This is a genomic window from Buttiauxella sp. AC038, from assembly GCF_979253565.1.
On record NZ_CEEDCQ010000001.1, the window covers coordinates 398,382 to 420,646 of the forward strand.

The window sequence follows — 22,265 nt, forward strand, 5'->3', positions numbered from 1 at the left end:
GGCTAATTAACAAGGAGTGGGTATGAGCAATCTGGCGTTGGAGTTGATTCAAAATGTGCGTCTGGTCGGGCGCGAAGGCTTATGGCAAATAGCTATCGGAAATGGGCGCATCAGCACCATTAAACCAATGAGTGAAACCCAAACCGAAAGCCAGCAGGTGCTTGATGGGCGAGGCGGTCTTGCTATCCCCCCATTTATTGAGCCTCATATTCACCTTGATACCACGCAGACCGCCGGGCAACCGAGCTGGAATCAGTCTGGCACCTTATTCGAAGGCATTGAACGTTGGGCTGAACGAAAAGCGCTTCTGACGCATGAAGATGTCAAACAACGCGCCTGGCAGACGCTGAAGTGGCAGATTGCCAACGGCATTCAGTATGTCCGCACCCACGTTGATGTCTCAGACCCTACACTGACCGCGTTAAAAGCGATGCTGGAAGTGAAGCAAGAAGCGGCTCCCTGGATTGAGGTGCAAATAGTCGCCTTCCCGCAAGAAGGGATTATGTCGTACCCCAACGGGGAAGCGCTGCTTGAAGAAGCACTGCGACTGGGGGCGGATGTGGTGGGGGCAATCCCGCACTTTGAATTCACCCGTGAGTACGGCGTTGAATCGCTGCATAAAGCTTTCGCACTAGCGAAAAAGTACGATCGCCCGTTAGATATTCACTGCGATGAAATTGACGATGAACAGTCGCGGTTTGTCGAAACCGTCGCGGCACTGGCGTTGCGCGATGGCATCGGCGAGCGCGTAACCGCCAGCCATACCACGGCGATGCACTCTTACAACGGTGCTTATACTTCGCGTTTGTTCCGCTTGTTGAAAATGTCCGGGATTAACTTTGTCGCCAACCCGCTGGTAAATATTCATCTGCAAGGGCGCTTTGATGATTACCCAAAACGCCGTGGTATCACGCGGGTGAAAGAGTTACTCGAAGCGGGGATAAACGTCTGCTTTGGGCATGATGATGTGTTTGACCCTTGGTACCCGCTCGGCACCGCCAATATGTTGCAGGTGCTGCATATGGGGCTGCATGTCTGCCAGATGATGGGTTACCAGCAAATCGACGAAGGTTTGAAGCTGATTACCGATAACAGTGCACGTACGTTTGGTGTGCAAGAGTACGGTATTACTGAGGGGAATGCGGCGAACCTGATTATTCTTCCGGCCGAGAATGGCTTTGATGCGGTACGCAGGCAGGTGCCGGTGCGTTGGTCAGTGCGGGAAGGGAAAGTTATTGCGACCACGCAATTGTCACAAACCTGGGTGATGCTGGATGAAGCAGAAGAGATAAAATTCGGCGGGTAAATAGACCCGCCGTTAGCTTTGCGGCTGCGGTTAGTTTACCGCTGCCACCGCGTTATGCTGGCGGTGTTTCGTTACCAGACTGAGAATCAGGCACATGATAAATACCACTGCGTACAAGGCGTTTGAGGTTTGCAGCGCCGCGTGCGGGCCGCTGTGAGCCACAATCGGGCCGGTAACCACAAAGGTCAGCATGGTGCCGATGGTGCCGCAGGTCAGTACGAAGTTAACCAGTTTTGGCGAAGCGATTTTGGTCTGCAATGAACCCAGGGTGATTACAGAGGTGTAAATCGCGCTGGAGAAGAAGCCAAGCGCCAAAATAAACCATGCCAGATGTGCCGGTTCGCTTTTGTTAAACAGGTACATCAGAACAGTCGCTGCACCCGCCAGAACAGTCAGAATACGTTGCAGGTCGAAGAAACGCAGAATAAAGCTGAACGCCCACATCCCAAACATATAAGACATCCAGAAATCGCTGACCAACTGGCCCGCATCATTGAGGTTCATACCCAGGCTTTTGGCGTATTCCGGAACCCAGGAGATAAAGCCCAGTTGGCCGAGGATGTAGCACAAAGCCGCGATGGACAGGAACAGCACGCCCACACCCCATTTTTCTTTTTCGGCGACTTTTTCAGGTTGCGGTGCGTGTTTACCCAATGCCGGGAAGTCACAACCGATGGTCAGGATGAAGATAGCGACATAAACCAGACCGATGCAGACATAAACCCAATACCAGTTGATGCTACGAGCCAGCAGAAACGCGGCCACCATTGGGAAAATCATCCCTGCCATACTGAAGAAGGAGTCGGTAAACAGCAGACGTGAACCACGCTCACGGCCTTCATACATGTGCGTAATCAGGAAGGTACCAATGGACATCGTGATACCACTGACCAGTCCCAGAACAAACATCGCGACTGAGAAAATAGTCAGGTTATCGCCAAAGATAAGCCCGGCAACGGCCAGCACCATCAGGATGAAACCAAAACGCAGCTGAGTTTTGAGCGGTACAATTTCCATTAACCAGGCATTCAGGAAGATAGAAATCAAAATGCCCACGTTCAGGAAAGTAAAGGTGTTACTCATGCTGGAAACAGGGACGTGGAAGTATTCAGCGATATTGCCCATCACCATCCCGGTGACGATCACCAACGCACCAGTTAGGGCGTAGGAGAAGAAGCTGATCCATGTGAGCTTAATGCGGTTGCTGTTAGTCATGACAAGCCTGTGAATAGAAATGTAAAGTGCTTTGACAGCACTCGAGAAGAATGGATTTTAGTCAAAAACGTGACTCATTCATACAATTTATAATTCATTTGCTGCAACGACTTGAGCTTAAGGTGACCAGTGTCACGATTAATCGCGTTATATGATTATTGATTCATTTAACTTATTGATTTGTGTGAAAGTAAAAAACCGTAAATGGCTGGCGCATACTTGAGTGCGTCTTTACAATCTAGCAACTTGCCTCATTCACTGCATTCGTAAGGAATTATTCATGCTCAAATCGACTCTGGCGGCTGTAGCAACTGTGTTTGCTCTAACCGCTCTTTCTCCTGCGGCACTTGCTGCTAAAGGTGACCCACACGTCCTGTTGACCACATCAGCGGGTGAAATTGAGCTTGAGTTAAATAGCCAGAAAGCCCCAGTTTCTGTGAAAAACTTTGTGGATTACGTTAACAGCGGCTTCTACAACAACACCATTTTCCATCGCGTGATCCCGGGCTTCATGCTTCAGGGCGGTGGCTTCACTGCAGATATGAATCAGAAGCAGCCTAATCCACCGATTAAAAATGAAGCCGATAACGGCTTGCGTAATACTCGCGGTACTATTTCTATGGCGCGTACTGCCGATAAAGACAGCGCGACCAGCCAGTTCTTCCTCAATGTGGCAGATAACGCCTTCCTCGATCACGGCCAGCGCGACTTCGGTTATGCAGTATTTGGTAAAGTTGTGAAAGGGATGGACGTTGCCGATAAAATCTCTCAGGTACAAACTCATGACGTTGGCCCATACCAAAATGTGCCGTCAAAACCTGTAGTTATCCTCTCCGCGAAAGTTCTGCCTTAACAAATTCCTGCGCGGGTACCCCATGCCCGCGCAAAATCTCCCTTCCAGCACTTCTACCGATTGCTGCTTATACTTGTGGCAACTATGGGTCATGTTAGGGAGGCACCATGACAAAGAAAATGACCGACAAACAAAAGTCCCGTCTTTGGCAACAGCTGCGTAGTCGTTCATTTCAGGCTAGTTCCCGGCTGGATATTCTTGAGCCTCATGCGCAAGATGAGATTATCGCGCAGCGTGTAGAAACGATTGAACTTGGCCCGTTGCATCGCGGATTACCCTGGTTGTGTGCTATCCATCAGCAGCTTTTTCAGGATATTTTCGACTGGGCAGGCGAGCTACGAGACGTTGATATTTCCAAAGGGGAGATACAGTTCTGCCATTTCGAGTACATCGAAAATGAAGGCAACGATCTGATGCAAGAAATGGAGGACGAGCATTATCTGGTCGGTCTTTCCAGAACTGAGTTCGTTCAGCGCCTGTCGCATTACTATTGTGAAATTAACGTACTTCATCCGTTTTTTGTTGGCAGTGGTAGGGCGCAGCGCGTGTTCTTCGAGCAGTTAGCGATTCATGCCGGTTACATCCTCGATTGGAAAGACGTGTCGCCTGAAGGATGGGCAACGGCGAATCAGGCGGGAGCGTTGGGCGATCTGGCACCGCTTACGGAGATTTTCACTAAAGTCGTGAGTGAAGCGCGCGAAAGCGAATAGAATAGCGCGGTTCTTTTTTACCCTGGAGCCGCGATGCTACTGCTTATCGACAATTACGACTCATTTACCTGGAACCTTTATCAATACTTTTGTGAATTAGGCGCAGAAGTGGTGGTGAAACGTAACGATGAGCTGACTCTTTCTGATATCAGTGCCCTGGCACCAGAAAAACTGGTCATCTCTCCTGGCCCTTGCACCCCCACCGAAGCCGGGATTTCACTTGCGGCGATTACTCATTTTGCCGGGCAGTTACCGATTCTCGGTGTCTGTCTTGGTCACCAGGCGATTGCTCAGGCGTTTGGTGCGAAGATTGTTCGCGCTGAAAAAGTGATGCATGGCAAAACATCAGCCATTACGCATAAGAATTCTGGCGTCTTCAATGGCCTGAACAACCCTCTCACCGTCACGCGTTATCACTCTTTGGTTATCGCTCCTGCCACGTTGCCTGCGTGCTTTGAAGTCACAGCATGGACTGATAAACAAGAAATTATGGGTATTCGCCATCGTGAGTTTGACCTGGAAGGTGTGCAGTTTCACCCGGAAAGCATTCTCAGCGAGCAGGGGCACCAGCTGTTAGCCAATTTCCTTAATCGTTGATTTTATATTGCCAGGTAATGATTTTTTATGCATATTTCATGATTATATTTTCATAATATCTTTCATGCGTTTTTATGCGTAAAAAGGGGATGGGCAATAAATGGCAACTGAACAATCAGCAATTACCCGCGCAACTTTCGATGAAGTTATTTTGCCGATTTATGCACCGGCAGAGTTTATCCCAGTAAAAGGCAAAGGTAGCCGCGTATGGGATCAACAAGGGAAAGAATATGTGGATTTCGCAGGTGGGATTGCTGTTACTGCGCTAGGTCACTGCCATCCAGCTTTAGTTGAAGCGCTAAAAAGCCAGGGTGAAACGCTATGGCATACCAGTAATGTTTTCACCAATGAGCCCGCTCTACGACTTGGCCGCAAGCTGATTGACGCCACTTTTGCTGAACGCGTGCTGTTTATGAACTCTGGCACCGAAGCGAATGAAACAGCCTTTAAATTGGCTCGCTACTACGCTTCGACCCGCCATAGCCCGTATAAAACAAAGATTATCGCTTTCCATAACGCCTTCCATGGTCGTTCTCTGTTTACTGTTTCAGTGGGTGGGCAACCGAAGTATTCCGATGGTTTTGGCCCGAAACCAGCTGACATCATTCATGTGCCATTTAATGATTTGCATGCGGTAAAAGCCGTGATGGACGACCATACCTGCGCGGTCGTGGTCGAACCGATTCAGGGTGAGGGTGGCGTTACGGCGGCAACGCCAGAGTTCTTGCAAGGCTTGCGTGACCTTTGTGATGAGCACAAAGCCTTATTGGTATTTGATGAAGTGCAGTGTGGTATGGGGCGCATCGGCGAGTTGTTCGCCTATATGCATTACGGTGTGACGCCAGATATTTTGACCAGCGCGAAGGCTCTTGGCGGTGGCTTCCCGGTCAGCGTGATGCTGACGACTCAGGAAATTGCTTCGGCGTTTCATGTCGGTACACACGGTTCAACCTACGGCGGCAATCCTCTGGCCTGCGCAGTCGCGGGCGCGGCGTTTGATATCATCAACACGCCTGAAGTGCTGAATGGCGTCACGGAAAAACGCCAGCAATTCGTCAAGCATTTGCAACAAATCGACGAGCAGTTCGACGTGTTCAGCGATATTCGCGGCATGGGTTTATTGATTGGTGCCGAGCTAAAGCCACAATACAAAGGGCGCGCGCGTGAATTTTTGTATGCGGCAGCACAGGAAGGCGTGATGGTTTTGAACGCCGGGCCAGATGTGATGCGTTTTGCCCCGGCGTTGATTGTGGAAAGTGCCGATATCGCTGACGGTATGGCGCGCTTTGCCAAAGCCGTTGCGAAGATCGTTAACGGATAATCATCAATCTGAGCGCCGCAGGCGGCTCAGCCAGATTCCGTGATGTGGCCGTTGACGCCATGCAACCGAAGATATGGTATGCATGGTGCTGAGATGGCCCAGTATCCTCTGCAAATGCTGTTCCATCGTACTTAATGGCCCGTTTGGAAGCCCTTCTAGCGGGTCCAGAATATTCGCATCATTGGTTTCCCCAGGCCCATCATACTGAAGCCGCTGTTGGCATCGTTGCAGCGCAATTTCACATGACTGCAAATAGCGCTGGGCAAGATCTGGCGTCAACATATTGTGTTCGCGAGCCAAAGTCGTCATTGCGTTAATATGCTCGACAATAAACTGACTGTGCGTCACCCACAGTTTCATATCCGCCAGATAATGCGAATTAAACCCAGGTTCCTGCATCGCCTGGTTCAGGGAGTTAAACAGGGCGTTATGTGCCTGGTTGACCTTCATACGTTCATAAGCGAGCGGCGTTGGTTCGGGGTCATTACTGAGAATCAGGCGAATTGCATTTTGATCCCTTTCCAACGCATCGTGGGCGTTCTGGCGTAACAAGCCACTCTGCCATTGTGGCCACAGCCACACCATGCCGCCAAAGGCTATCAAGCAGCCTAGCAACGTATCTATCAGGCGAGGGACGATATACTGCTCGGCACTTAATGTTATCAATTGCAGGGTATAAACGGCGGTCACCGTAAAGCCTATCGTCGCCCAGCCGTAGCTTTTGCGAATAAACAGATAGCTCACCAGCGTAATGACCAGCATCGCGCCCAGAGCAATGCTTTTCGGGAAGTGGAAGTGAAGCGCAATACCTGCAATGGCAAGGCCTGCAATGGTGCCCGCCGAACGGTGGAGAATACGAACTCGTGTGGCACCGTAGCCGTTTTGCGTCACGAACATTACCGTCATTAAAATCCAGTAGGGCTTGGGCAGATGTAAAAATGCACCCAACAGACTGGCTATCGTGAGCATCACACCCAATCTTGCTGCGTTGCGAAGCGCCGCTGACTTCAACGATAAATAACTTTTCAATGCCGCCCACAGTGGCAAACGGCGTTGCCGGTCTTCCATTAAATCACGGACATACAGCGGGCGTTGGGTGCGTAGCACGCGAGCGATACGGCTGAAGTGGTAATGGCAAAATTGCCCAACCGGGTTATCTGGATTCTGACGGGCGATTTTCTCAAGGGCGTCGATCTGTTTTTCCATCGTAAAACGCTGTGGATAACGATGGTAAAGAATGTCGTCAGCCAGTACGCGTAAGCGCGCCGCGATGGTCTGAGCATTCCATCTAATAACCGCTTCTGCATGGCTTTGCTCGACGAGCTTCTGAACTTCAGCTGGTTGGTGAAGGCTTACCGAGATGTGCTCTTGCAAATCCAGTGCTACCTGGAATGCACGTAGCAAACGCTTGTAGCCGTTTTGCTGGTTTGCCGCCAGCATATGAAGCTGTTGGTAGCATTGGGTAATGAGATCCACCGCTTTTTGCTGACGAGCCAGCAGAGGAGGGAGCGCTTTTTCCGGATCGGTATGTTGAGTCAGCATGCCGTATTTTGCTTCACAGTAATCTGCCAACTGCCGATAGAGCAGGCTCAATGATTCCCGCAGCGGCTGCTCGCGCCACATCCAGAACCAAAACCAGTTAAATACGCCGTACCAAATCGTACCGGAGACATACAGCACCATCGGTTTCCAAATCGGCATATTTCCGGCCATGCTGAGTGTAAATATGGCAGCAATGAGTGATGCGGGAAGCAGACGAGCGTGCAAGGAACTGATTTCTGCCGTGACCCCAAGCAAGAGCGCCATCACGACCAATATCACCGGCAACGGTACGGAGGTATAAAGTAATAAAAGCTGCATGATCAGACTGCTGATGGCAAAAAGGCTGCCGCCAACAATCAGACGTTTGAAGAAGCGCTTATGTGGAGTATCAAGGCCCGCAATATTGCAACAGGCAGGAACTAACGAGAAAAGCAGGCCAGACTGGAGATCGCCGACGAGCAAACCTACTGCCACCGGAAGGCACAGCACCAGCGTTTGCCGCAGTGCGTAGTTAACTTCAGGATGGTAGATCAGCCGTCGCCACATTTGCTCGTCATACTTCAAGTTGCAGGGTTGTTGGTTGTACTCAGTCACACCAGTCACTTACTTTAGTAAGCTCCTGGGGATTCCTGAGCTTACCGCCTACCTGCAACATGAATTATTTAGAGCAAGTGAGGGAAGTGTAGAGACAAAAAAGGCGTGTTATGAAGCAACACGCCATTTTTTAGACGGAGATTAACGAGTGCCGTATACGACGATCGTTTTACCGTGAGCGGAGATCAGATTTTGATCTTCCAGCATTTTCAAGATACGACCAACAGTTTCGCGAGAGCAACCCACGATCTGACCGATTTCCTGACGGGTAATTTTAATCTGCATACCGTCTGGGTGGGTCATTGCATCAGGTTGTTTAGCCAGGTTCAGCAGCGTCTGCGCGATACGACCAGTCACATCCAGGAATGCCAGATTACCCACTTTCTCAGATGTAACTTGCAGACGGCTAGCCATTTGTGAAGACAGGCGCATCAGAATATCTGGGTTGACCTGGATCAGCTGGCGGAATTTTTTATAAGAAATTTCAGCCACTTCACAGGCACTTTTAGCACGAACCCAGGCACTACGTTCCTGACCTTCTTCGAACAGCCCTAACTCACCAATGAAATCGCCCTGATTTAGATAGGAGAGGATCATTTCCTTGCCCTCTTCATCTTTAATCAGAACAGCCACAGAGCCCTTGACGATGTAATACAGCGTCTCTGCTTTCTCACCTTGGTGAATGAGTGTGCTCTTCGATGGATACTTATGAATGTGGCAATGGGACAAGAACCATTCGAGAGTCGGGTCTGTTTGCGGTTTGCCAAGCACCATGCGCGGTTATCCTCTGTTTTATAACTGGCTACCAACGACAGGACGCTAAACATCCTGTCTGGCGTTGCAAGTAATTAGAATATTCCCCACCTTGGGGAGATGGCATGCAAGTCATTCTTGCTGCCTGTAATTAGTGATGTCCTCTGCATACATGCATTACGTCAATGTATCGATGTAGCATCTGGATTGTTTTAGCATAGCTTTTGGCAAGTGTCTCCTGTTGTCTCGTTTCAGCTTGACGCATGTCGCCTTCCGTTGCCAGATTTGCTGAATCTGCGTACTCTGAAAGGTAATTTTTCTACAGGAGTAAGCAGCATGCAGGCACGAGTGAAATGGGTTGAAGGGTTTACCTTCCTGGGCGAGTCCGCTTCAGGGCACCAGATCCTTATGGATGGCAATTCTGGTGATAAAGCACCAAGCCCAATGGAAATGGTGCTGATGTCCGTTGGCGGTTGCAGTGCAATTGACGTAGTTTCTATTTTGCAAAAAGGCCGCTACGCCGTGACCGACTGCGAAGTGAAATTGACCTCTGAGCGCCGTGAAGAGGCTCCGCGTTTGTTTACGCACATCAATCTGCATTTCATCGTGACAGGCAAAGAGCTAAAAGATGCTGCAGTTTCCCGCGCAGTAGACCTCTCTGCTGAGAAATACTGCTCTGTAGCACTGATGCTTGAAAAAGCGGTCAACGTTACTCATAGCTATGAAGTGATTGATGCTTAGTGTGTAAAACAGGGCGGTGATTAGCCGCCCTGATTAATGTTTCGCCCTTCCGCCAGTCGCTTAACGAGCGGCGTCATAATTAATTCCATTGCCAGACCCATTTTGCCGCCCGGCACCACCAAAGTATTGATGTGGGAAATAAACGACCCTTGCAGCATGGCAAGCAAATACGGGAAGTCGATGTCATCCAGCCCGCGAAAATGAATCACCACAAAACTTTCATCCAGAGAAGGGATGCCGCGAGCCGCAAATGGGTTAGACGTATCAACAGTTGGAACGCGCTGGAAGTTGATATGGGTGCGGGAGAATTGCGGTGTGATGTAATTGATATAGTCGTCCATAGAACGAACCACAGAATCCATTACCGCTTCTCGGGAATGCCCGCGCTCGCTGGTATCGCGCACTAACTTTTGTATCCACTCCAGGTTCACAATCGGTACTACACCAACCAGCAAATCGACGGCCTTAGCCACATCGTGCTGTGGCGTAACTACACCGCCGTGCAAACCTTCATAAAACAAAACATCAGTGGGTTCTGGCAATGGTTGCCATGGCGTGAAGGTTCCGGGGATTTGGTTCCAGGGTACGGCTTCATCGTAAGTATGTAGATACTTGCGTGACTTACCCTGCCCGGTTCTGCCGTACTCAATGAACGTCTGTTCAAGCAAACCAAAGTCATTGGCTTCCGGGCCGAAATAGCTGATATGGCGCCCCAGGTCGCGTGCTTTACGAATAGCCATATCCATTTCAGGACGAGTGAAACGATGGAAACTGTCACCTTCGACTTCCGCTGCACGTAAATTGAGTTGCTGGAAGATTTTACGGAAGGCAAGGCTGGTTGTTGTCGTTCCCGCGCCGCTGGAACCTGTTACGGCAATAACCGGATGTTTGGCTGACATAAGGCAACAACTCCATGGGTGATAGCAAGTGTGTGTAAGTAAGGGCTGGTCCTCACCCTCAGGGAGATAGCTGGGTGAGGGTGGTTTTATTATGCAGTATAGAAGTTAAACGCTTAGCCGCGAAACTGCCCGCGAGCCATAATATTTACCGTTTCATGGAGTTCCGACCATACCAGCACAGCCTCACCACTTTGCAGCTGGCGCTTAACATCGGCCACTTTCTGCTCCAGTGAACGCTCTTGTTCACCATAATCGGTGCCTTCGCGTAATACAAAGGATTCAATCAGATTATCAAGCGTTTCGGGAGGCAGATCTTGCCAGGGAATCATCATATTACTGGTCCAAAAATTGAGACAGCCACTGCGGGATACGTTGCTCAAGCCACATTTCAGGGCGCCGTAACGTGCCACCCACAAACCCAACATGCCCACCGTATCGCGTGAGTTGATACTCGATATTGGCAGGTAAGATAGCTTTATCGGGGATCACATGGTGATCCATAAACGGGTCATCTTTTGCGTGGATGATGAGCGTCGGCGTTTTGATTTGTGGCAGCAGCGGCATAGCGCTGCACTGGCGGTAATAATCGATAGCGTCAGCAAAGCCGTGAATTTTTGAGGTAATCAAATCGTCAAACTCGCGCAGACGACGCATTCCTTTAAGCTGACGCATATCTACCGGGAGTGTGCCCGGATAGCTTCTTAACTTACGTGCGGCATTCTTCTTCAGCAGATTTAAAAGATAGTGCTGATAAACGCGTGAGAAGCCTTTTTCGATATGTGCGCTGCAATGTTCAAGCATCAGAGGGGCTGAAACCACTACACCGGCCTGAAGCGTACAATCGGCACCTTGTTTTGCCATCAGGCAGGCGAGCATGTTGCCGCCGAGAGAAAAACCGACCGCCGCCGTTGGCACTTTGCCATAACGGGTACTGAGCCAGTTAAGGAAGTAACTTCCATCTTCCGTTTCACCGGAGTGGTAGATACGCTTCATGCGATTAGGTACACCACTGCAACCACGGAAATGCATTACCACGCCTAACCAGCCTTGCTTGCTGGCGGCCTCGATTAAACCGTGAGCGTATGGGCTGTGCAGGCTACCTTCGAGTCCATGAAAAACGACTAACCGTGGTTTATGCATTGCCTGGCGCGGGTCCTCGCTCCAGGCAAGATCGACAAAATCCCCGTCTGGCATGTCAAGACGCTGCCAGTGAGGTTTGAAATTGAGGCGACGGCGAATCAAACGCGGAAGCATGGTTTGCAGGTGTGGATTACTCACACCCTTCAACGGACGAAATTGCTCATCTTCTTCGTGATTAAAATTCAATACTGCGGGACTTGTCGTAGCCATATCACACTGTTAGTTTCATTTAGTTTGCTAATTAACTTTACGGGGTGTGGAACACCCATTTCATGGAAACGCTTTTTTTCTCAATGCTGGGCTTTCTCTGGGTTGCTGCTATCACACCTGGCCCAAACAATATGCTACTCACTTCATCCGGGGCGAATTACGGATTCCTGCGCACCATACCATTGATGATAGGCATTATGCTGGGAATGCAATGCATTCTATTGCTGGTGGCGTTTGGCGTCGGTAGCTTAATCCTTTTATATCCAGCTTTGCACCTTATCCTGAAGATTGCCGGGAGTGTTTACCTATTATGGCTGGCCTGGAAAATCGGCTCCGCAACCTATGAAAAACTGGAAACGGATGCACCGCCACCTGAACCGATTCCTTTCTGGCAGGGCGGTTTATTACAGGTTATCAACCCTAAAGCATGGTTGATGGCGCTAGGCGCAGTAGCAAGTTTCAGCCTTGCAGGTTCCCAGTATCTGCACTCGGTTGTGTTAATCAGTATTGGTATTGCACTGGTTAACATTGTCGCAGGCATCATCTGGATTGCCTTTGGCAGCATGATTGGCACATTGCTTCGTAGCCGCCGCGCCTGGACAATCTTCAACGTATTTATGGGATTGCTGACGGCTGCGTGCGTGCTGCTGATTTGGCATTGAGTCGTTTGGCCTCACTTTTAGTGAGGCCAAATAGTCATTCGGCCTGCATCATCTGTTCTAACTGATCATGCGCATCAAGCCATTCCATCTCACATTCTTCCAGAGCTGACTTCACTTTCACCTGAGTTTGCAGGCATTCGGTCATTTCTGCTTTGCGACTTTGGTCGTAAATGGCGCTGTCAGCCAGCTTTTCTTCGACTTGAGCAAGCTGCACATTTAACTTTTCCATCTGCTTTTCAAGCGTGGTGATTTGCTTACGCAATGGTTGAGTTAGCGTGCGTAATTCGGCTTCGCGGCGTTTTTGGTCTTTACGTGCCTGGGCGCTGTTGGCGTTATCTTTCGCGGAATCGTCGGGCTGGTTTTCCTGCTTTTGCAGATCCACAAGCCACTGTTGATAATCTTCCAGATCGCCATCAAACGCTTCCACTTTGCCATCGTGAACCAGGTAGAGATCGTCGGTAGTTGAACGCAACAGGTGACGGTCGTGCGATACCACAACCAGCGCGCCTTCGAAATCAATCAACGCTTCGGTCAGCGCTTGACGCATGTCGAGATCAAGGTGGTTGGTCGGTTCATCGAGCAGCAGCAGGTTGGGGCGCTGCCACACAACCAATGCCAGAACCAGACGCGCTTTTTCACCACCAGAGAAGCGAGCTGTTTGCTCGGTGACTTTATCGCCCCGGAAGCCGAAACCGCCGAGATAATCACGCAACTGCTGTTCAGACTCTTTCGGTGCGATACGTGCAAGATGTTGAAGTGGGGATTCGTCAGCGCGTAAATATTCCAACTGATGCTGAGCGAAGTAGCCTAGCTTGATGCCTTTTGCCAAGCCGATATCACCCTGCAACGGTTTGATTTCTTCCGCCAGCAGTTTGATAAGCGTTGATTTACCAGCACCGTTGCGACCGAGCAAACCAATGCGCGAGCCAGGCACCAGATTCAGTTTGATGGAATCAAGGATCACTCGCTCGCCATAACCAGCACTGACTTTTTCCATTCGCAATAGCGGATTCGGCAAGCTTTCTGGCTCGCGGAAACTGAAGTGGAACGGGTTGTCGACGTGTGCCGGCGCAATCAATTCCATGCGCTCGAGCATCTTCACCCGGCTCTGCGCTTGTTTTGCTTTGCTGGCTTTGGCTTTGAAACGATCGATAAAGCTTTGCAAGTGAGCAACACGCTCCTGCTGGCTTTCATACATCGACTGCTGCTGAGCAAGGCGCGTCGCGCGTTGGCCTTCAAACGAAGAGTAGTTGCCGGTGTATTCAAACATCGACTCTTGTTCGATATGAATAATTTTGCCCACCACCGGGTCAAGGAAGTCACGGTCGTGAGAAATCAGAATCAATGTGCCCTGATAACTTTTCAGCCAGCGCTCAAGCCAGATTACGGCGTCTAAATCCAGGTGGTTGGTTGGTTCATCAAGCAGAAGTAAATCTGAGCGGCAGATCAGTGCTTGTGCCAGGTTCAGGCGCATACGCCAGCCACCGGAAAAATCACTGACCGGGCGTTCAAGTTGTTCATTGCTGAAGCCTAAACCGTGCAGAAGGCTCGACGCACGTGAGCGAATCGTCCATGCATCAACCGCATCGAGCTTGCCGTGCACCAGTGCAATTGCATGGCCATCGTTGCGCTCATTGGCTTTTGCCAGTTCCGCTTCAAGCTGGCGGAATTCACGGTCGCCATCAATAACATATTCAATGGCTGGCATCGCCAGTGCAGGGGTTTCCTGGTTTACCCAGGCCAACGCCCAGTTACCAGGATAGGTCATACTTCCGCCATCGGCGCTGATCTCGTTCTTCAGCAGCGCCAGCAGCGTGGATTTACCGCAGCCGTTTTTACCCACCAGACCCACTTTCTGGCCCGGATTGATGGTAGCGGTGGCGTTATCCAGCAGAACGCGGGTACCGCGACGAATTTGTAACGAGGAGAAAACAATCATAAAGCGCCGTATGTTCAGAGTATGTTAAATTGTCATTATATTAAGGTAACGTGATGCTATCGGCACCGCGTCGGGCTGCATGGTAGCCCAAAAAAATCACTATGACGACGCCCTGGAGGGTAATGATGTCGCAGCCGCCGAAAGTTTTGCTGCTATATGCCCATCCGGAGTCACAAGACTCGGTCGCAAACCGCGTCTTACTCCAGCCGGCGCAGCAGCTTGCCAATGTCACTGTGCATGATCTTTATGCGCACTATCCTGACTTTTTTATTGATATCTATCGCGAGCAGGCATTACTGCAAGAGCATGATGTCATCGTCTTTCAACATCCGCTTTATACCTATAGCTGCCCCGCATTGCTAAAAGAGTGGCTGGATCGCGTGTTGAGCCGTGGCTTCGCAAGTGGTGTCGGAGGTACCGCTCTGGCGGGAAAGTATTGGCGTAGTGTGATTACCACCGGAGAGCCAGAAGGCGCTTATCGGCACGATGGTTTTAACCGCTTCCCACTGACCGATATTTTACGTCCCTTTGAACTCACTGCCGCCATGTGCCGTATGCACTGGATGAACCCGATGATTGTTTACTGGGCACGTCGGCAATCTCCCCAGGAGCTGGCCAGCCATGCGAAAGCTTATGGTGAATGGTTGGCTTCACCGACATTACCGGGAGGCCGCTGATGGAAGGTTCTGACGTATTACTGGCCGGAGTGCTGTTTTTGTTTGCTGCTGTAGTTGCCGTACCTATTGCCGCCCGTTTAGGGATTGGCGCAGTGCTGGGCTATTTGCTGGCAGGTATTGCAATTGGGCCGTGGGGATTAGGATTTATCAGCGATGTAGATGAAATCCTTCACTTCTCGGAATTGGGCGTTGTATTCCTGATGTTTATCATCGGGCTGGAACTGAACCCTTCCAAACTTTGGCAACTTCGGCGTTCGATATTTGGTGTCGGTGCGGCACAAGTATTACTCAGTGCCACGATCCTGGCTGGGCTGCTGATGTTGACTCAGTTTTCCTGGCAAGCCGCGGTAATTGGCGGGATTGGCCTGGCGATGTCATCAACGGCGATGGCGCTACAGCTGATGCGTGATAAAGGTATGAATCGCAACGAGTCTGGGCAGCTTGGTTTTTCTGTGTTGCTGTTTCAGGACTTGGCGGTCATTCCGGCGATTGCGCTAGTGCCGTTGTTGGCCGGTAATGACGGCGGGCATACCGACTGGATAAAGATCGGCTTCAAAGTACTGGCTTTTGCGGGGATGTTGGTTGGCGGGCGTTATCTGCTGAAACCGGTATTTCGCTTTATTGCGGGTTCCGGCGTGCGCGAAGTCTTTACAGCGGCGGCATTACTGTTGGTGTTGGGGTCAGCATTATTTATGGATGCGCTGGGCTTCTCAATGGCGCTTGGGACGTTTATTGCCGGCGTGTTATTGGCAGAAAGCGAATACCGGCACGAACTGGAAATCGCGATTGATCCTTTTAAAGGATTATTGCTCGGCTTGTTCTTTATCTCCGTTGGCATGGCATTAAATCTCGGCGTGCTTTACACCCATATCTTCTGGGTTGTTTTAGGCGTAGTGGTGTTGGTGGCGGTTAAAGCCGGCGTACTGTATGGCCTGTCGTGGTTTTTCGGTTTGCGCAGCTCCGAGCGACTACAGTTTTCAGGCGTGCTAAGCCAGGGCGGGGAGTTCGCATTCGTACTTTTCTCTACGGCTTCATCACAAAAGCTGTTCAGCGGTGACCAAATGCCGCTGTTGCTGGTGACGGTTACACTTTCAATGATGACCACGCCACTGCTGATGAAAGGCGTTGATGCCATTCTGGCGCGGCGATTTAATGTTGCTGACGACGAAAACGATGAAAAGCCTTACGTTGAAGACGATCAGCCGCAAGTCATTATTGTCGGCTTTGGGCGTTTTGGGCAGGTGATTGGCCGCTTGCTGATGGCGAACAAAATGCGCATTACTGTTCTTGAGAGAGACATTAGCTCAGTCAGTCTGATGCGTAAATATGGCTATAAAGTCTATTACGGCGATGCCACGGAGCTTGAGTTGCTGCGTTCGGCAGGAGCGGAGACCGCAAAGTCTATCGTTATCACCTGTAATGAGCCGGAAGACACAATGAAAGTCGTCCATTTGTGTCAACAACACTTTCCACACCTGGCGATACTGGCGCGAGCCCGTGGTCGTGTAGAAGCGCATGAATTGTTGCAAGCTGGAGTGACACAGTTCTCACGTGAAACTTTCTCCAGTGCGCTCGAATTAGGTCGCAAGGCGCTGATGACATTGGGGATGCATCCTCATCAGGCGCACCGCGCGCAGCTTCATTTCCGCCGTCTGGATATGAGCATGCTGCGTGAGTTAATGCCGATTCATACTGATAACGCACAAATTTCCAGGGTGCGTGAAGCGCGTCGTGAGTTAGAAGAGATTTTCGAACGCGAGATGCAGCAAGAGCGTCGGCAGTTCGATGGTTGGGATGAATTTGAATAAATAGGGTGAAGCGAATGCCGGTGCGTAAACGTTTTATTGCCGGGGCTGTTTGCCCCGAATGCCAGGAGCGAGATTCCCTCGCGATGTGGCGTGAGAATAATGTCGATATTGTTGAGTGTGTTAAGTGCGGCCACCAAATGCGTGAGGCGGATAAGCAAGTTCGTGAGCATGTTCGCGAACAAGAGCAAGTCATTGGGATTTTTCATCCGGACTAGCGAGATGCTCCAGCTTTTTTAAGCTTAGGGGTACACCGGCGCTAAATTCCGCTACAATCGGCGCCAGTTTTTTTCTCACGCTCGCTCAGGAGATATCATGAAAGTAGCAAAAGACCTGGTGGTCAGCCTGGCTTACCAGGTACGTACAGAAGACGGTGTGTTGGTTGATGAGTCTCCGGTGAGTGCGCCGCTGGACTATCTGCATGGTCACGGCTCCCTGATTTCAGGTCTGGAAACTGCGCTGGAAGGTCACGTTGTTGGTGATCGTTTCGACGTGAATGTTGGCGCAAATGACGCTTACGGCCAGTATGACGAAAACCTGGTGCAACGCGTTCCTAAAGACGTGTTCATGGGCGTTGATGAGCTGGAAGTTGGTATGCGCTTTATGGCTGACACCGACCAGGGCCCAGTACCAGTTGAAATTACTGGCGTTGAAGATGAGCACGTTGTTGTTGATGGCAACCACATGCTGGCAGGTCAAAACCTGAGCTTCAACGTAGAAGTTATCGCAATTCGCGAAGCAACTGCTGAAGAACTGGCTCATGGCCACGTTCACGGCGAACATGATCATCACCACGATCACGACCATGAAGGTGGTTGCTGTGGTGGTCACGGTCACGGCGACGACCATGAACATGAACATGGTAAAGGCGGTTGTGGCGGTAATGGCGGTTGCGGTTGCCACTAATCTGCGAAAGATAAAAAAAGGCGTGTCACTGACACGCCTTTTCTTTTGGTAACTAGTAATGCGGAGGTGGAGTCTCTTCGGCTTCTGATGCCACCATCGAAGGCTGGCTGGCTTTTAGTTTTTCAACTAGCAAGCGGAAATGCTCGCGCAGTTTGACCATCTCTAATTCATGAGCCGTTACCGTCTGATTTAACTCTTCTATAGTAATCTCCTGGAAAGCAAGACGACTCTCAAGTTCTTCTAGCCGTTGTTCGGTCGATTTCTGTTGCATGGCTAATACTCCTGGCCTGCGGATGGACAATTTCTGGCGATTCTACTGAAAAATTCTGCACGGTACAGCGTCGTTTTGCTCAGGACGAAACTTCTTTATACAAAAAGAGTCTGAATTTGTCTCGATAAGGCGCGGAGAGATTGTGTAGATTTCTTCCACGACGTTATAGTACGTCTCTTAGTTGATAATAACCTTGGGGTTAGAGGCCCCGGCCCTGGAGAAATGGATGAAATCACTGTTTAAAGTAACGCTACTGGCGACCACGATGGCCGTTGCCCTGAGCGCTCCGGCGTTCGCTGCCCCTGCGACTCCGGCTGCTGCTAAAGATGCTGCTGCCCCTGCGGCACCAGCTGCAAGCAACGCAGCATTCAAAAATGACGACCAGAAATCTGCGTACGCATTAGGTGCTTCGCTGGGCCGTTATATGGAAAACTCTCTGAAAGAACAAGAAAAGCTGGGGATCACGCTGGACAAGAACCAGCTTATCGCCGGCGTTCAGGATGCATTTGCTGACAAGAGCAAATTATCCGATCAGGAAATTGAGCAGACTCTGCAAGCTTTCGAAGCTCGCGTGAAGTCTTCCGCTCAAGCGAAAATGGAAAAAGACGCTAAAGAAAACGCGGATAAAGGCAAAGCCTTCCGTGATACTTTCGCAAAAGAGAAAGGTGTTAAAACTTCTTCTACTGGCCTGATGTATAAAATCGACAAAGCCGGTACAGGTGAAGCACCAACCGACAGCGACACTGTTGTTGTGAACTACAAAGGTACGCTTATCGACGGTAAAGAGTTCGACAACTCTTACACCCGTGGCGAGCCACTCTCTTTCCGTCTTGACGGTGTTATCCCAGGCTGGACTGAAGGCCTGAAAAACCTGAAGAAAGGCGGGAAAATCAAACTGGTTATTCCACCAGAACTGGCTTATGGCAAAACTGGCGTTCCGGGAATTCCGGCTAACTCCACACTGGTATTCGACGTTGAGCTGCTGGATATTAAACCAGCGCCTAAAGCAGACGCGAAACCAGAAGCCGCTCCAGAAGCTGATGCAGCTAAGAGCAAATAAGGCATTATTAACCGCCGTCCTCAGGGGCGGCGGTTTTTTATTTGAGGCAGGATATAATAAAAGCTGGAAAGCGCCTCTTACGCTGTATTACCTTAGCAGGCTGCGCAACAACGAGTATGAGTCTGCCCTGACACCATTTAAGCGCGACAGGCTCTCTGTAGAGGGTGGTATCTTTAAATGTCCAATTCGCTTTTAACCAATGAAACCAGTGAGCTTGATTTACTGGACCAGCGTCCTTTCGAACAAACCGACTTTGAAATATTAAAATCCTACGAAGCGGTGGTGGACGGGTTAGCGATGCTGATTGGTTCTCACTGTGAAATTGTGTTGCACTCGCTGCAAGATCTGAAGTGTTCCGCTATTCGCATCGCAAATGGTGAACACACTGGGCGCAAAATTGGCTCGCCGATTACCGATCTTGCCTTACGTATGCTGCATGATATGACTGGTGCGGATAGTAGCGTTTCCAAATGCTATTTCACCCGTGCAAAAAGCGGTGTCCTGATGAAGTCAGAGACTATTGCCATTCGTAACCGTGATGAACGTGTTATCGGCTTATTGTGTATCAACATCAATCTTGATGTTCCATTCTCGCAAATTATGTCGACGTTTATTCCGCCAGAAACGCCTGAAGTGGCTTCATCGGTGAACTTTGCATCCTCAGTTGAAGATCTGGTTATGCAGGCGCTGGAATTCACGATTGAAGAAGTGAATGCCGATCGCAATGTGTCCAACAACGCCAAGAATCGGCAGATTGTGCTGAACCTTTACGAGAAAGGTATCTTTGATATCAAAGATGCGATTAACCAGGTTGCCGATCGTTTGAATATTTCTAAGCACACGGTTTATCTCTATATCCGTCAATTCAAAAACGGTGATTTCCAGGGGCAGGATAAGTAATGCGTTTTGCCATCCTGGTGACAGGCCCAGCTTATGGTACGCAGCAGGCGAGTAGTGCGTTGCAGTTTTCTCAGGCCGTTATTGCTCAAGGGCACACATTAGAAAGCGTGTTCTTCTACCGCGAAGGTGTTTATAACGCAAACCTTCTTACATCCCCTGCAAATGATGAATTTGATATTGTTCGCGCGTGGCAGCAACTCAATGAACAGCATGGTGTTGAATTGCATATCTGTGTTGCAGCGGCGCTGCGTCGCGGTGTTACTGACGCAGAGCAAGCTAAACAGCTCGGTTTACCTTGTCATAATATGCAGCCTGGCTTCACCCTTAGTGGGTTAGGGGCACTGGCTCAGGCTTCGTTGAGCTGTGATCGGACGGTACAATTCTGATGAAGCGTGTAGCATTCGTATTTCAATCAGCACCTCATGGAAGCGCCAGCGGGCGTGAAGGGCTTGATGCCTTACTTGCCACATCAGCACTAACCGAAGACATCGGCGTGTTTTTCATTGGCGACGGGGTTATGCAACTGATACCAGATCAGCAACCAGGCCTTATCCTCTCCAGAGACTACATCGCGACATTCCGCGTGCTGCCGTTGTACGATATCGAGCAGTGTTATCTCTGCGCGACTTCGATCCGTGAACGAGGGTTATCGCCAGAAAGAAACTGGGTTCTCGATGCTAAACCGCTTGAGCCTGATGCATTGTGCGAAATGCTGCATCAATTTGATGTGGTGCTAACCTTCTGAGGCGACATGCTGCATATTTTACAACACTCACCTTTTCAGACCGATTTTGAATCGTTGCTGCGCTGTGTGAAGCATGGTGATGAACTTTTATTACGGCAAGATGCGGTCATTGCAGCCCTCTCAGGGACCAAAGCCCTTGATTTACTGCTCTCAGCCCCCATTACTGTGTATGCTCTGCAGGAAGATATCGAGGCTCGCGGCTTAACTGCTCAAATTTCAACCGGTGTAGGCAAGGTCAGCTATACTGACTTCGTTGCATTGACGGTTAAACACGAACAACATATTTCCTGGTAAAATCCAGGATTGTTGTATATTTCTTGACACCTTTTCGGCTCAGCCCTAAAATTCTGCGTCCTCATATTATATGAGGCCGTTTTATTACGTGTTTACGAAGCAAAAGCTAAAACCAGGAGCTATTTAATGGCAACAGTTAACCAGCTGGTACGCAAACCACGCGCTCGCAAAGTTGCAAAAAGCAACGTGCCTGCGCTGGAAGCCTGCCCGCAGAAACGTGGCGTATGTACTCGTGTATATACTACCACTCCTAAGAAACCAAACTCCGCACTGCGTAAAGTATGCCGTGTGCGTTTGACTAACGGTTTTGAAGTTACCTCCTACATCGGTGGTGAAGGTCACAACCTGCAGGAACACTCAGTGATCCTGATCCGTGGTGGTCGTGTAAAAGACTTGCCAGGTGTTCGTTACCACACCGTTCGTGGTGCACTTGACTGCTCCGGCGTTAAAGACCGTAAGCAATCTCGTTCCAAGTATGGCGTGAAACGTCCTAAGGCTTAATGGTTTCCGTTAAGTAAGGCCAAACGTTTTAAATAAATGTCAAACTCAATAGAGTTTTGGACAACCCTGAATTAACAACGGAGTATTCCCATGCCACGTCGTCGCGTCATTGGTCAACGTAAAATTCTTCCAGATCCTAAGTTCGGATCAGAGTTGCTGGCCAAATTTGTAAACATTCTGATGGTAGATGGTAAGAAATCTACTGCTGAATCTATCGTGTATACCGCGCTGGAGACCCTGGCTCAGCGTTCTGGTAAACAAGCACTGGAAGCTTTCGAAGTCGCTCTGGACAACGTTCGTCCGACTGTCGAAGTTAAGTCCCGCCGTGTTGGTGGTTCTACTTATCAGGTTCCAGTAGAAGTACGTCCGGTTCGTCGTAATGCTCTGGCAATGCGTTGGATCGTAGAAGCTGCTCGTAAACGCGGTGATAAATCCATGGCTCTTCGCCTGGCGAACGAACTTTCTGATGCTGCAGAGAACAAAGGTACTGCAGTTAAGAAACGTGAAGACGTTCACCGTATGGCTGAAGCCAACAAGGCGTTCGCTCACTACCGTTGGTAATCCCTTCGGAGTGTTAGTCACCAAGCGGGCGCTTCATGTGAGCTGCCCGCTTTGGGTTACTTA

At 50.0% G+C, this 22,265-nt stretch carries 26 protein-coding genes; 18 read left to right on the forward strand and 8 right to left on the reverse strand.

The genetic code is table 11. The annotated features are described in order from the left end of the window. The first annotated feature begins 22 nt into the window (after positions 1-22). The gene (locus tag AC0IXI_RS01835; protein WP_134185641.1) at positions 23-1,306 is read left to right on the forward strand and encodes a cytosine deaminase; all 1,284 of its coding nucleotides are present in this window, start codon (positions 23-25) and stop codon (positions 1,304-1,306) included. A 30-nt stretch (positions 1,307-1,336) separates the two neighbouring features. Here AC0IXI_RS01835 and tsgA read toward each other — a convergent pair whose 3' ends face one another. Then, on the reverse strand, positions 1,337-2,521 hold the full coding sequence (gene tsgA, locus AC0IXI_RS01840) for an MFS transporter TsgA (protein WP_471681867.1): 1,185 nt from the start codon (positions 2,519-2,521) through the stop codon (positions 1,337-1,339). A gap of 280 nt (positions 2,522-2,801) precedes the next feature. On the opposite strand from tsgA, the gene ppiA reads away from it, so the two are divergent. The 4 genes from ppiA (at position 2,802) to argD (ending at position 6,002) form a co-directional block, all read left to right on the forward strand. After that, a complete protein-coding gene (gene ppiA / locus AC0IXI_RS01845; protein ID WP_064514292.1) occupies positions 2,802-3,374 on the forward strand; it encodes a peptidylprolyl isomerase A in 573 nt (190 codons plus the stop codon). Between the two features lie 107 nt (positions 3,375-3,481). After that, positions 3,482-4,084, forward strand: coding sequence for a putative adenosine monophosphate-protein transferase Fic (locus AC0IXI_RS01850; RefSeq protein WP_471681868.1), 603 nt, complete (start codon positions 3,482-3,484; stop codon positions 4,082-4,084). Positions 4,085-4,117: 33 nt separating this feature from the next. After that, positions 4,118-4,681 (forward strand): aminodeoxychorismate synthase component 2, encoded by a 564-nt coding sequence (gene pabA / locus AC0IXI_RS01855; RefSeq protein WP_134185637.1) that lies wholly within the window; start codon positions 4,118-4,120, stop codon positions 4,679-4,681. 100 nt (positions 4,682-4,781) lie between these two features. Beyond that, on the forward strand, positions 4,782-6,002 hold the full coding sequence (argD, locus tag AC0IXI_RS01860; protein WP_413499556.1) for a bifunctional acetylornithine/succinyldiaminopimelate transaminase: 1,221 nt from the start codon (positions 4,782-4,784) through the stop codon (positions 6,000-6,002). Positions 6,003-6,005: 3 nt separating this feature from the next. Here the strand turns inward: argD and AC0IXI_RS01865 are convergent, their stop codons facing one another. Then, positions 6,006-8,090, reverse strand: a complete 2,085-nt coding sequence (locus tag AC0IXI_RS01865) for a YccS/YhfK family putative transporter (RefSeq protein ID WP_471683189.1) — start codon at positions 8,088-8,090, stop codon at positions 6,006-6,008. A gap of 189 nt (positions 8,091-8,279) precedes the next feature. Then, on the reverse strand, positions 8,280-8,912 hold the full coding sequence (crp, locus tag AC0IXI_RS01870) for a cAMP-activated global transcriptional regulator CRP (protein WP_034499073.1): 633 nt from the start codon (positions 8,910-8,912) through the stop codon (positions 8,280-8,282). Between the two features lie 315 nt (positions 8,913-9,227). Here crp and AC0IXI_RS01875 point away from each other — a divergent pair, with 315 nt between their 5' ends. Next, positions 9,228-9,632 (forward strand): OsmC family protein, encoded by a 405-nt coding sequence (locus AC0IXI_RS01875; RefSeq protein WP_064514284.1) that lies wholly within the window; start codon positions 9,228-9,230, stop codon positions 9,630-9,632. 20 nt (positions 9,633-9,652) lie between these two features. On the opposite strand, the gene AC0IXI_RS01880 is transcribed toward AC0IXI_RS01875, so the two are convergent. The 3 genes from AC0IXI_RS01880 to AC0IXI_RS01890 form a co-directional block, all read right to left on the reverse strand. Next, entirely contained in the window at positions 9,653-10,531 is an 879-nt protein-coding gene (locus tag AC0IXI_RS01880; RefSeq protein ID WP_064514282.1) for a phosphoribulokinase, read from the reverse strand. A 113-nt stretch (positions 10,532-10,644) separates the two neighbouring features. Further along, positions 10,645-10,863: a YheU family protein gene (locus tag AC0IXI_RS01885; protein WP_034460225.1), complete on the reverse strand. Its 219-nt coding sequence runs from the start codon at positions 10,861-10,863 to the stop codon at positions 10,645-10,647. 1 nt (position 10,864) lies between these two features. After that, positions 10,865-11,881, reverse strand: a complete 1,017-nt coding sequence (locus AC0IXI_RS01890) for a hydrolase (RefSeq protein ID WP_064514280.1) — start codon at positions 11,879-11,881, stop codon at positions 10,865-10,867. Positions 11,882-11,943: 62 nt separating this feature from the next. On the opposite strand from AC0IXI_RS01890, the gene AC0IXI_RS01895 reads away from it, so the two are divergent. Then, positions 11,944-12,543, forward strand: a complete 600-nt coding sequence (locus AC0IXI_RS01895; RefSeq protein ID WP_134185631.1) for a LysE family translocator — start codon at positions 11,944-11,946, stop codon at positions 12,541-12,543. Positions 12,544-12,577: 34 nt separating this feature from the next. Here the strand turns inward: AC0IXI_RS01895 and AC0IXI_RS01900 are convergent, their stop codons facing one another. Further along, positions 12,578-14,482 (reverse strand): ABC transporter ATP-binding protein, encoded by a 1,905-nt coding sequence (locus AC0IXI_RS01900; protein ID WP_471681869.1) that lies wholly within the window; start codon positions 14,480-14,482, stop codon positions 12,578-12,580. Between the two features lie 125 nt (positions 14,483-14,607). Between AC0IXI_RS01900 and kefG the strand changes: the two genes are divergently transcribed. The 4 genes from kefG to slyD all read left to right on the forward strand — a co-directional run bounded on the left by kefG (position 14,608) and on the right by slyD (position 17,870). After that, a complete protein-coding gene (gene kefG, locus AC0IXI_RS01905) occupies positions 14,608-15,159 on the forward strand; it encodes a glutathione-regulated potassium-efflux system ancillary protein KefG (protein ID WP_064514274.1) in 552 nt (183 codons plus the stop codon). After that, the gene (kefB, locus tag AC0IXI_RS01910; protein WP_064514272.1) at positions 15,159-16,967 is read left to right on the forward strand and encodes a glutathione-regulated potassium-efflux system protein KefB; all 1,809 of its coding nucleotides are present in this window, start codon (positions 15,159-15,161) and stop codon (positions 16,965-16,967) included. The genes kefG and kefB overlap by 1 nt, the downstream gene beginning before the upstream one ends. Positions 16,968-16,981: 14 nt before the next feature. Beyond that, positions 16,982-17,182, forward strand: a complete 201-nt coding sequence (locus AC0IXI_RS01915) for a YheV family putative zinc ribbon protein (RefSeq protein WP_064514270.1) — start codon at positions 16,982-16,984, stop codon at positions 17,180-17,182. A gap of 97 nt (positions 17,183-17,279) precedes the next feature. Beyond that, on the forward strand, positions 17,280-17,870 hold the full coding sequence (slyD, locus tag AC0IXI_RS01920; RefSeq protein WP_064514268.1) for a peptidylprolyl isomerase: 591 nt from the start codon (positions 17,280-17,282) through the stop codon (positions 17,868-17,870). Between the two features lie 52 nt (positions 17,871-17,922). On the opposite strand, the gene AC0IXI_RS01925 is transcribed toward slyD, so the two are convergent. Further along, positions 17,923-18,141 (reverse strand): protein SlyX, encoded by a 219-nt coding sequence (locus AC0IXI_RS01925; RefSeq protein WP_034460204.1) that lies wholly within the window; start codon positions 18,139-18,141, stop codon positions 17,923-17,925. Positions 18,142-18,367: 226 nt separating this feature from the next. Between AC0IXI_RS01925 and fkpA the strand changes: the two genes are divergently transcribed. The 7 genes from fkpA (at position 18,368) to rpsG (ending at position 22,202) form a co-directional block, all read left to right on the forward strand. Next, positions 18,368-19,201 (forward strand): FKBP-type peptidyl-prolyl cis-trans isomerase, encoded by an 834-nt coding sequence (gene fkpA, locus AC0IXI_RS01930; protein WP_064514265.1) that lies wholly within the window; start codon positions 18,368-18,370, stop codon positions 19,199-19,201. Positions 19,202-19,378: 177 nt separating this feature from the next. Next, on the forward strand, positions 19,379-20,101 hold the full coding sequence (locus tag AC0IXI_RS01935) for a helix-turn-helix transcriptional regulator (RefSeq protein ID WP_034460202.1): 723 nt from the start codon (positions 19,379-19,381) through the stop codon (positions 20,099-20,101). After that, positions 20,101-20,487, forward strand: a complete 387-nt coding sequence (gene tusD, locus AC0IXI_RS01940) for a sulfurtransferase complex subunit TusD (protein ID WP_064514263.1) — start codon at positions 20,101-20,103, stop codon at positions 20,485-20,487. The genes AC0IXI_RS01935 and tusD overlap by 1 nt, the downstream gene beginning before the upstream one ends. Continuing rightward, positions 20,487-20,846, forward strand: coding sequence for a sulfurtransferase complex subunit TusC (gene tusC / locus AC0IXI_RS01945; RefSeq protein ID WP_064514261.1), 360 nt, complete (start codon positions 20,487-20,489; stop codon positions 20,844-20,846). Before tusD ends, tusC begins: the two co-directional genes overlap by 1 nt. Before the next feature lie 6 nt (positions 20,847-20,852). Further along, positions 20,853-21,140, forward strand: a complete 288-nt coding sequence (tusB, locus tag AC0IXI_RS01950) for a sulfurtransferase complex subunit TusB (RefSeq protein WP_134185625.1) — start codon at positions 20,853-20,855, stop codon at positions 21,138-21,140. A gap of 126 nt (positions 21,141-21,266) precedes the next feature. After that, entirely contained in the window at positions 21,267-21,641 is a 375-nt protein-coding gene (gene rpsL / locus AC0IXI_RS01955) for a 30S ribosomal protein S12 (RefSeq protein WP_003023654.1), read from the forward strand. A gap of 90 nt (positions 21,642-21,731) precedes the next feature. After that, a complete protein-coding gene (gene rpsG / locus AC0IXI_RS01960; protein ID WP_034499040.1) occupies positions 21,732-22,202 on the forward strand; it encodes a 30S ribosomal protein S7 in 471 nt (156 codons plus the stop codon). The last annotated feature ends 63 nt before the right edge of the window (positions 22,203-22,265 follow it).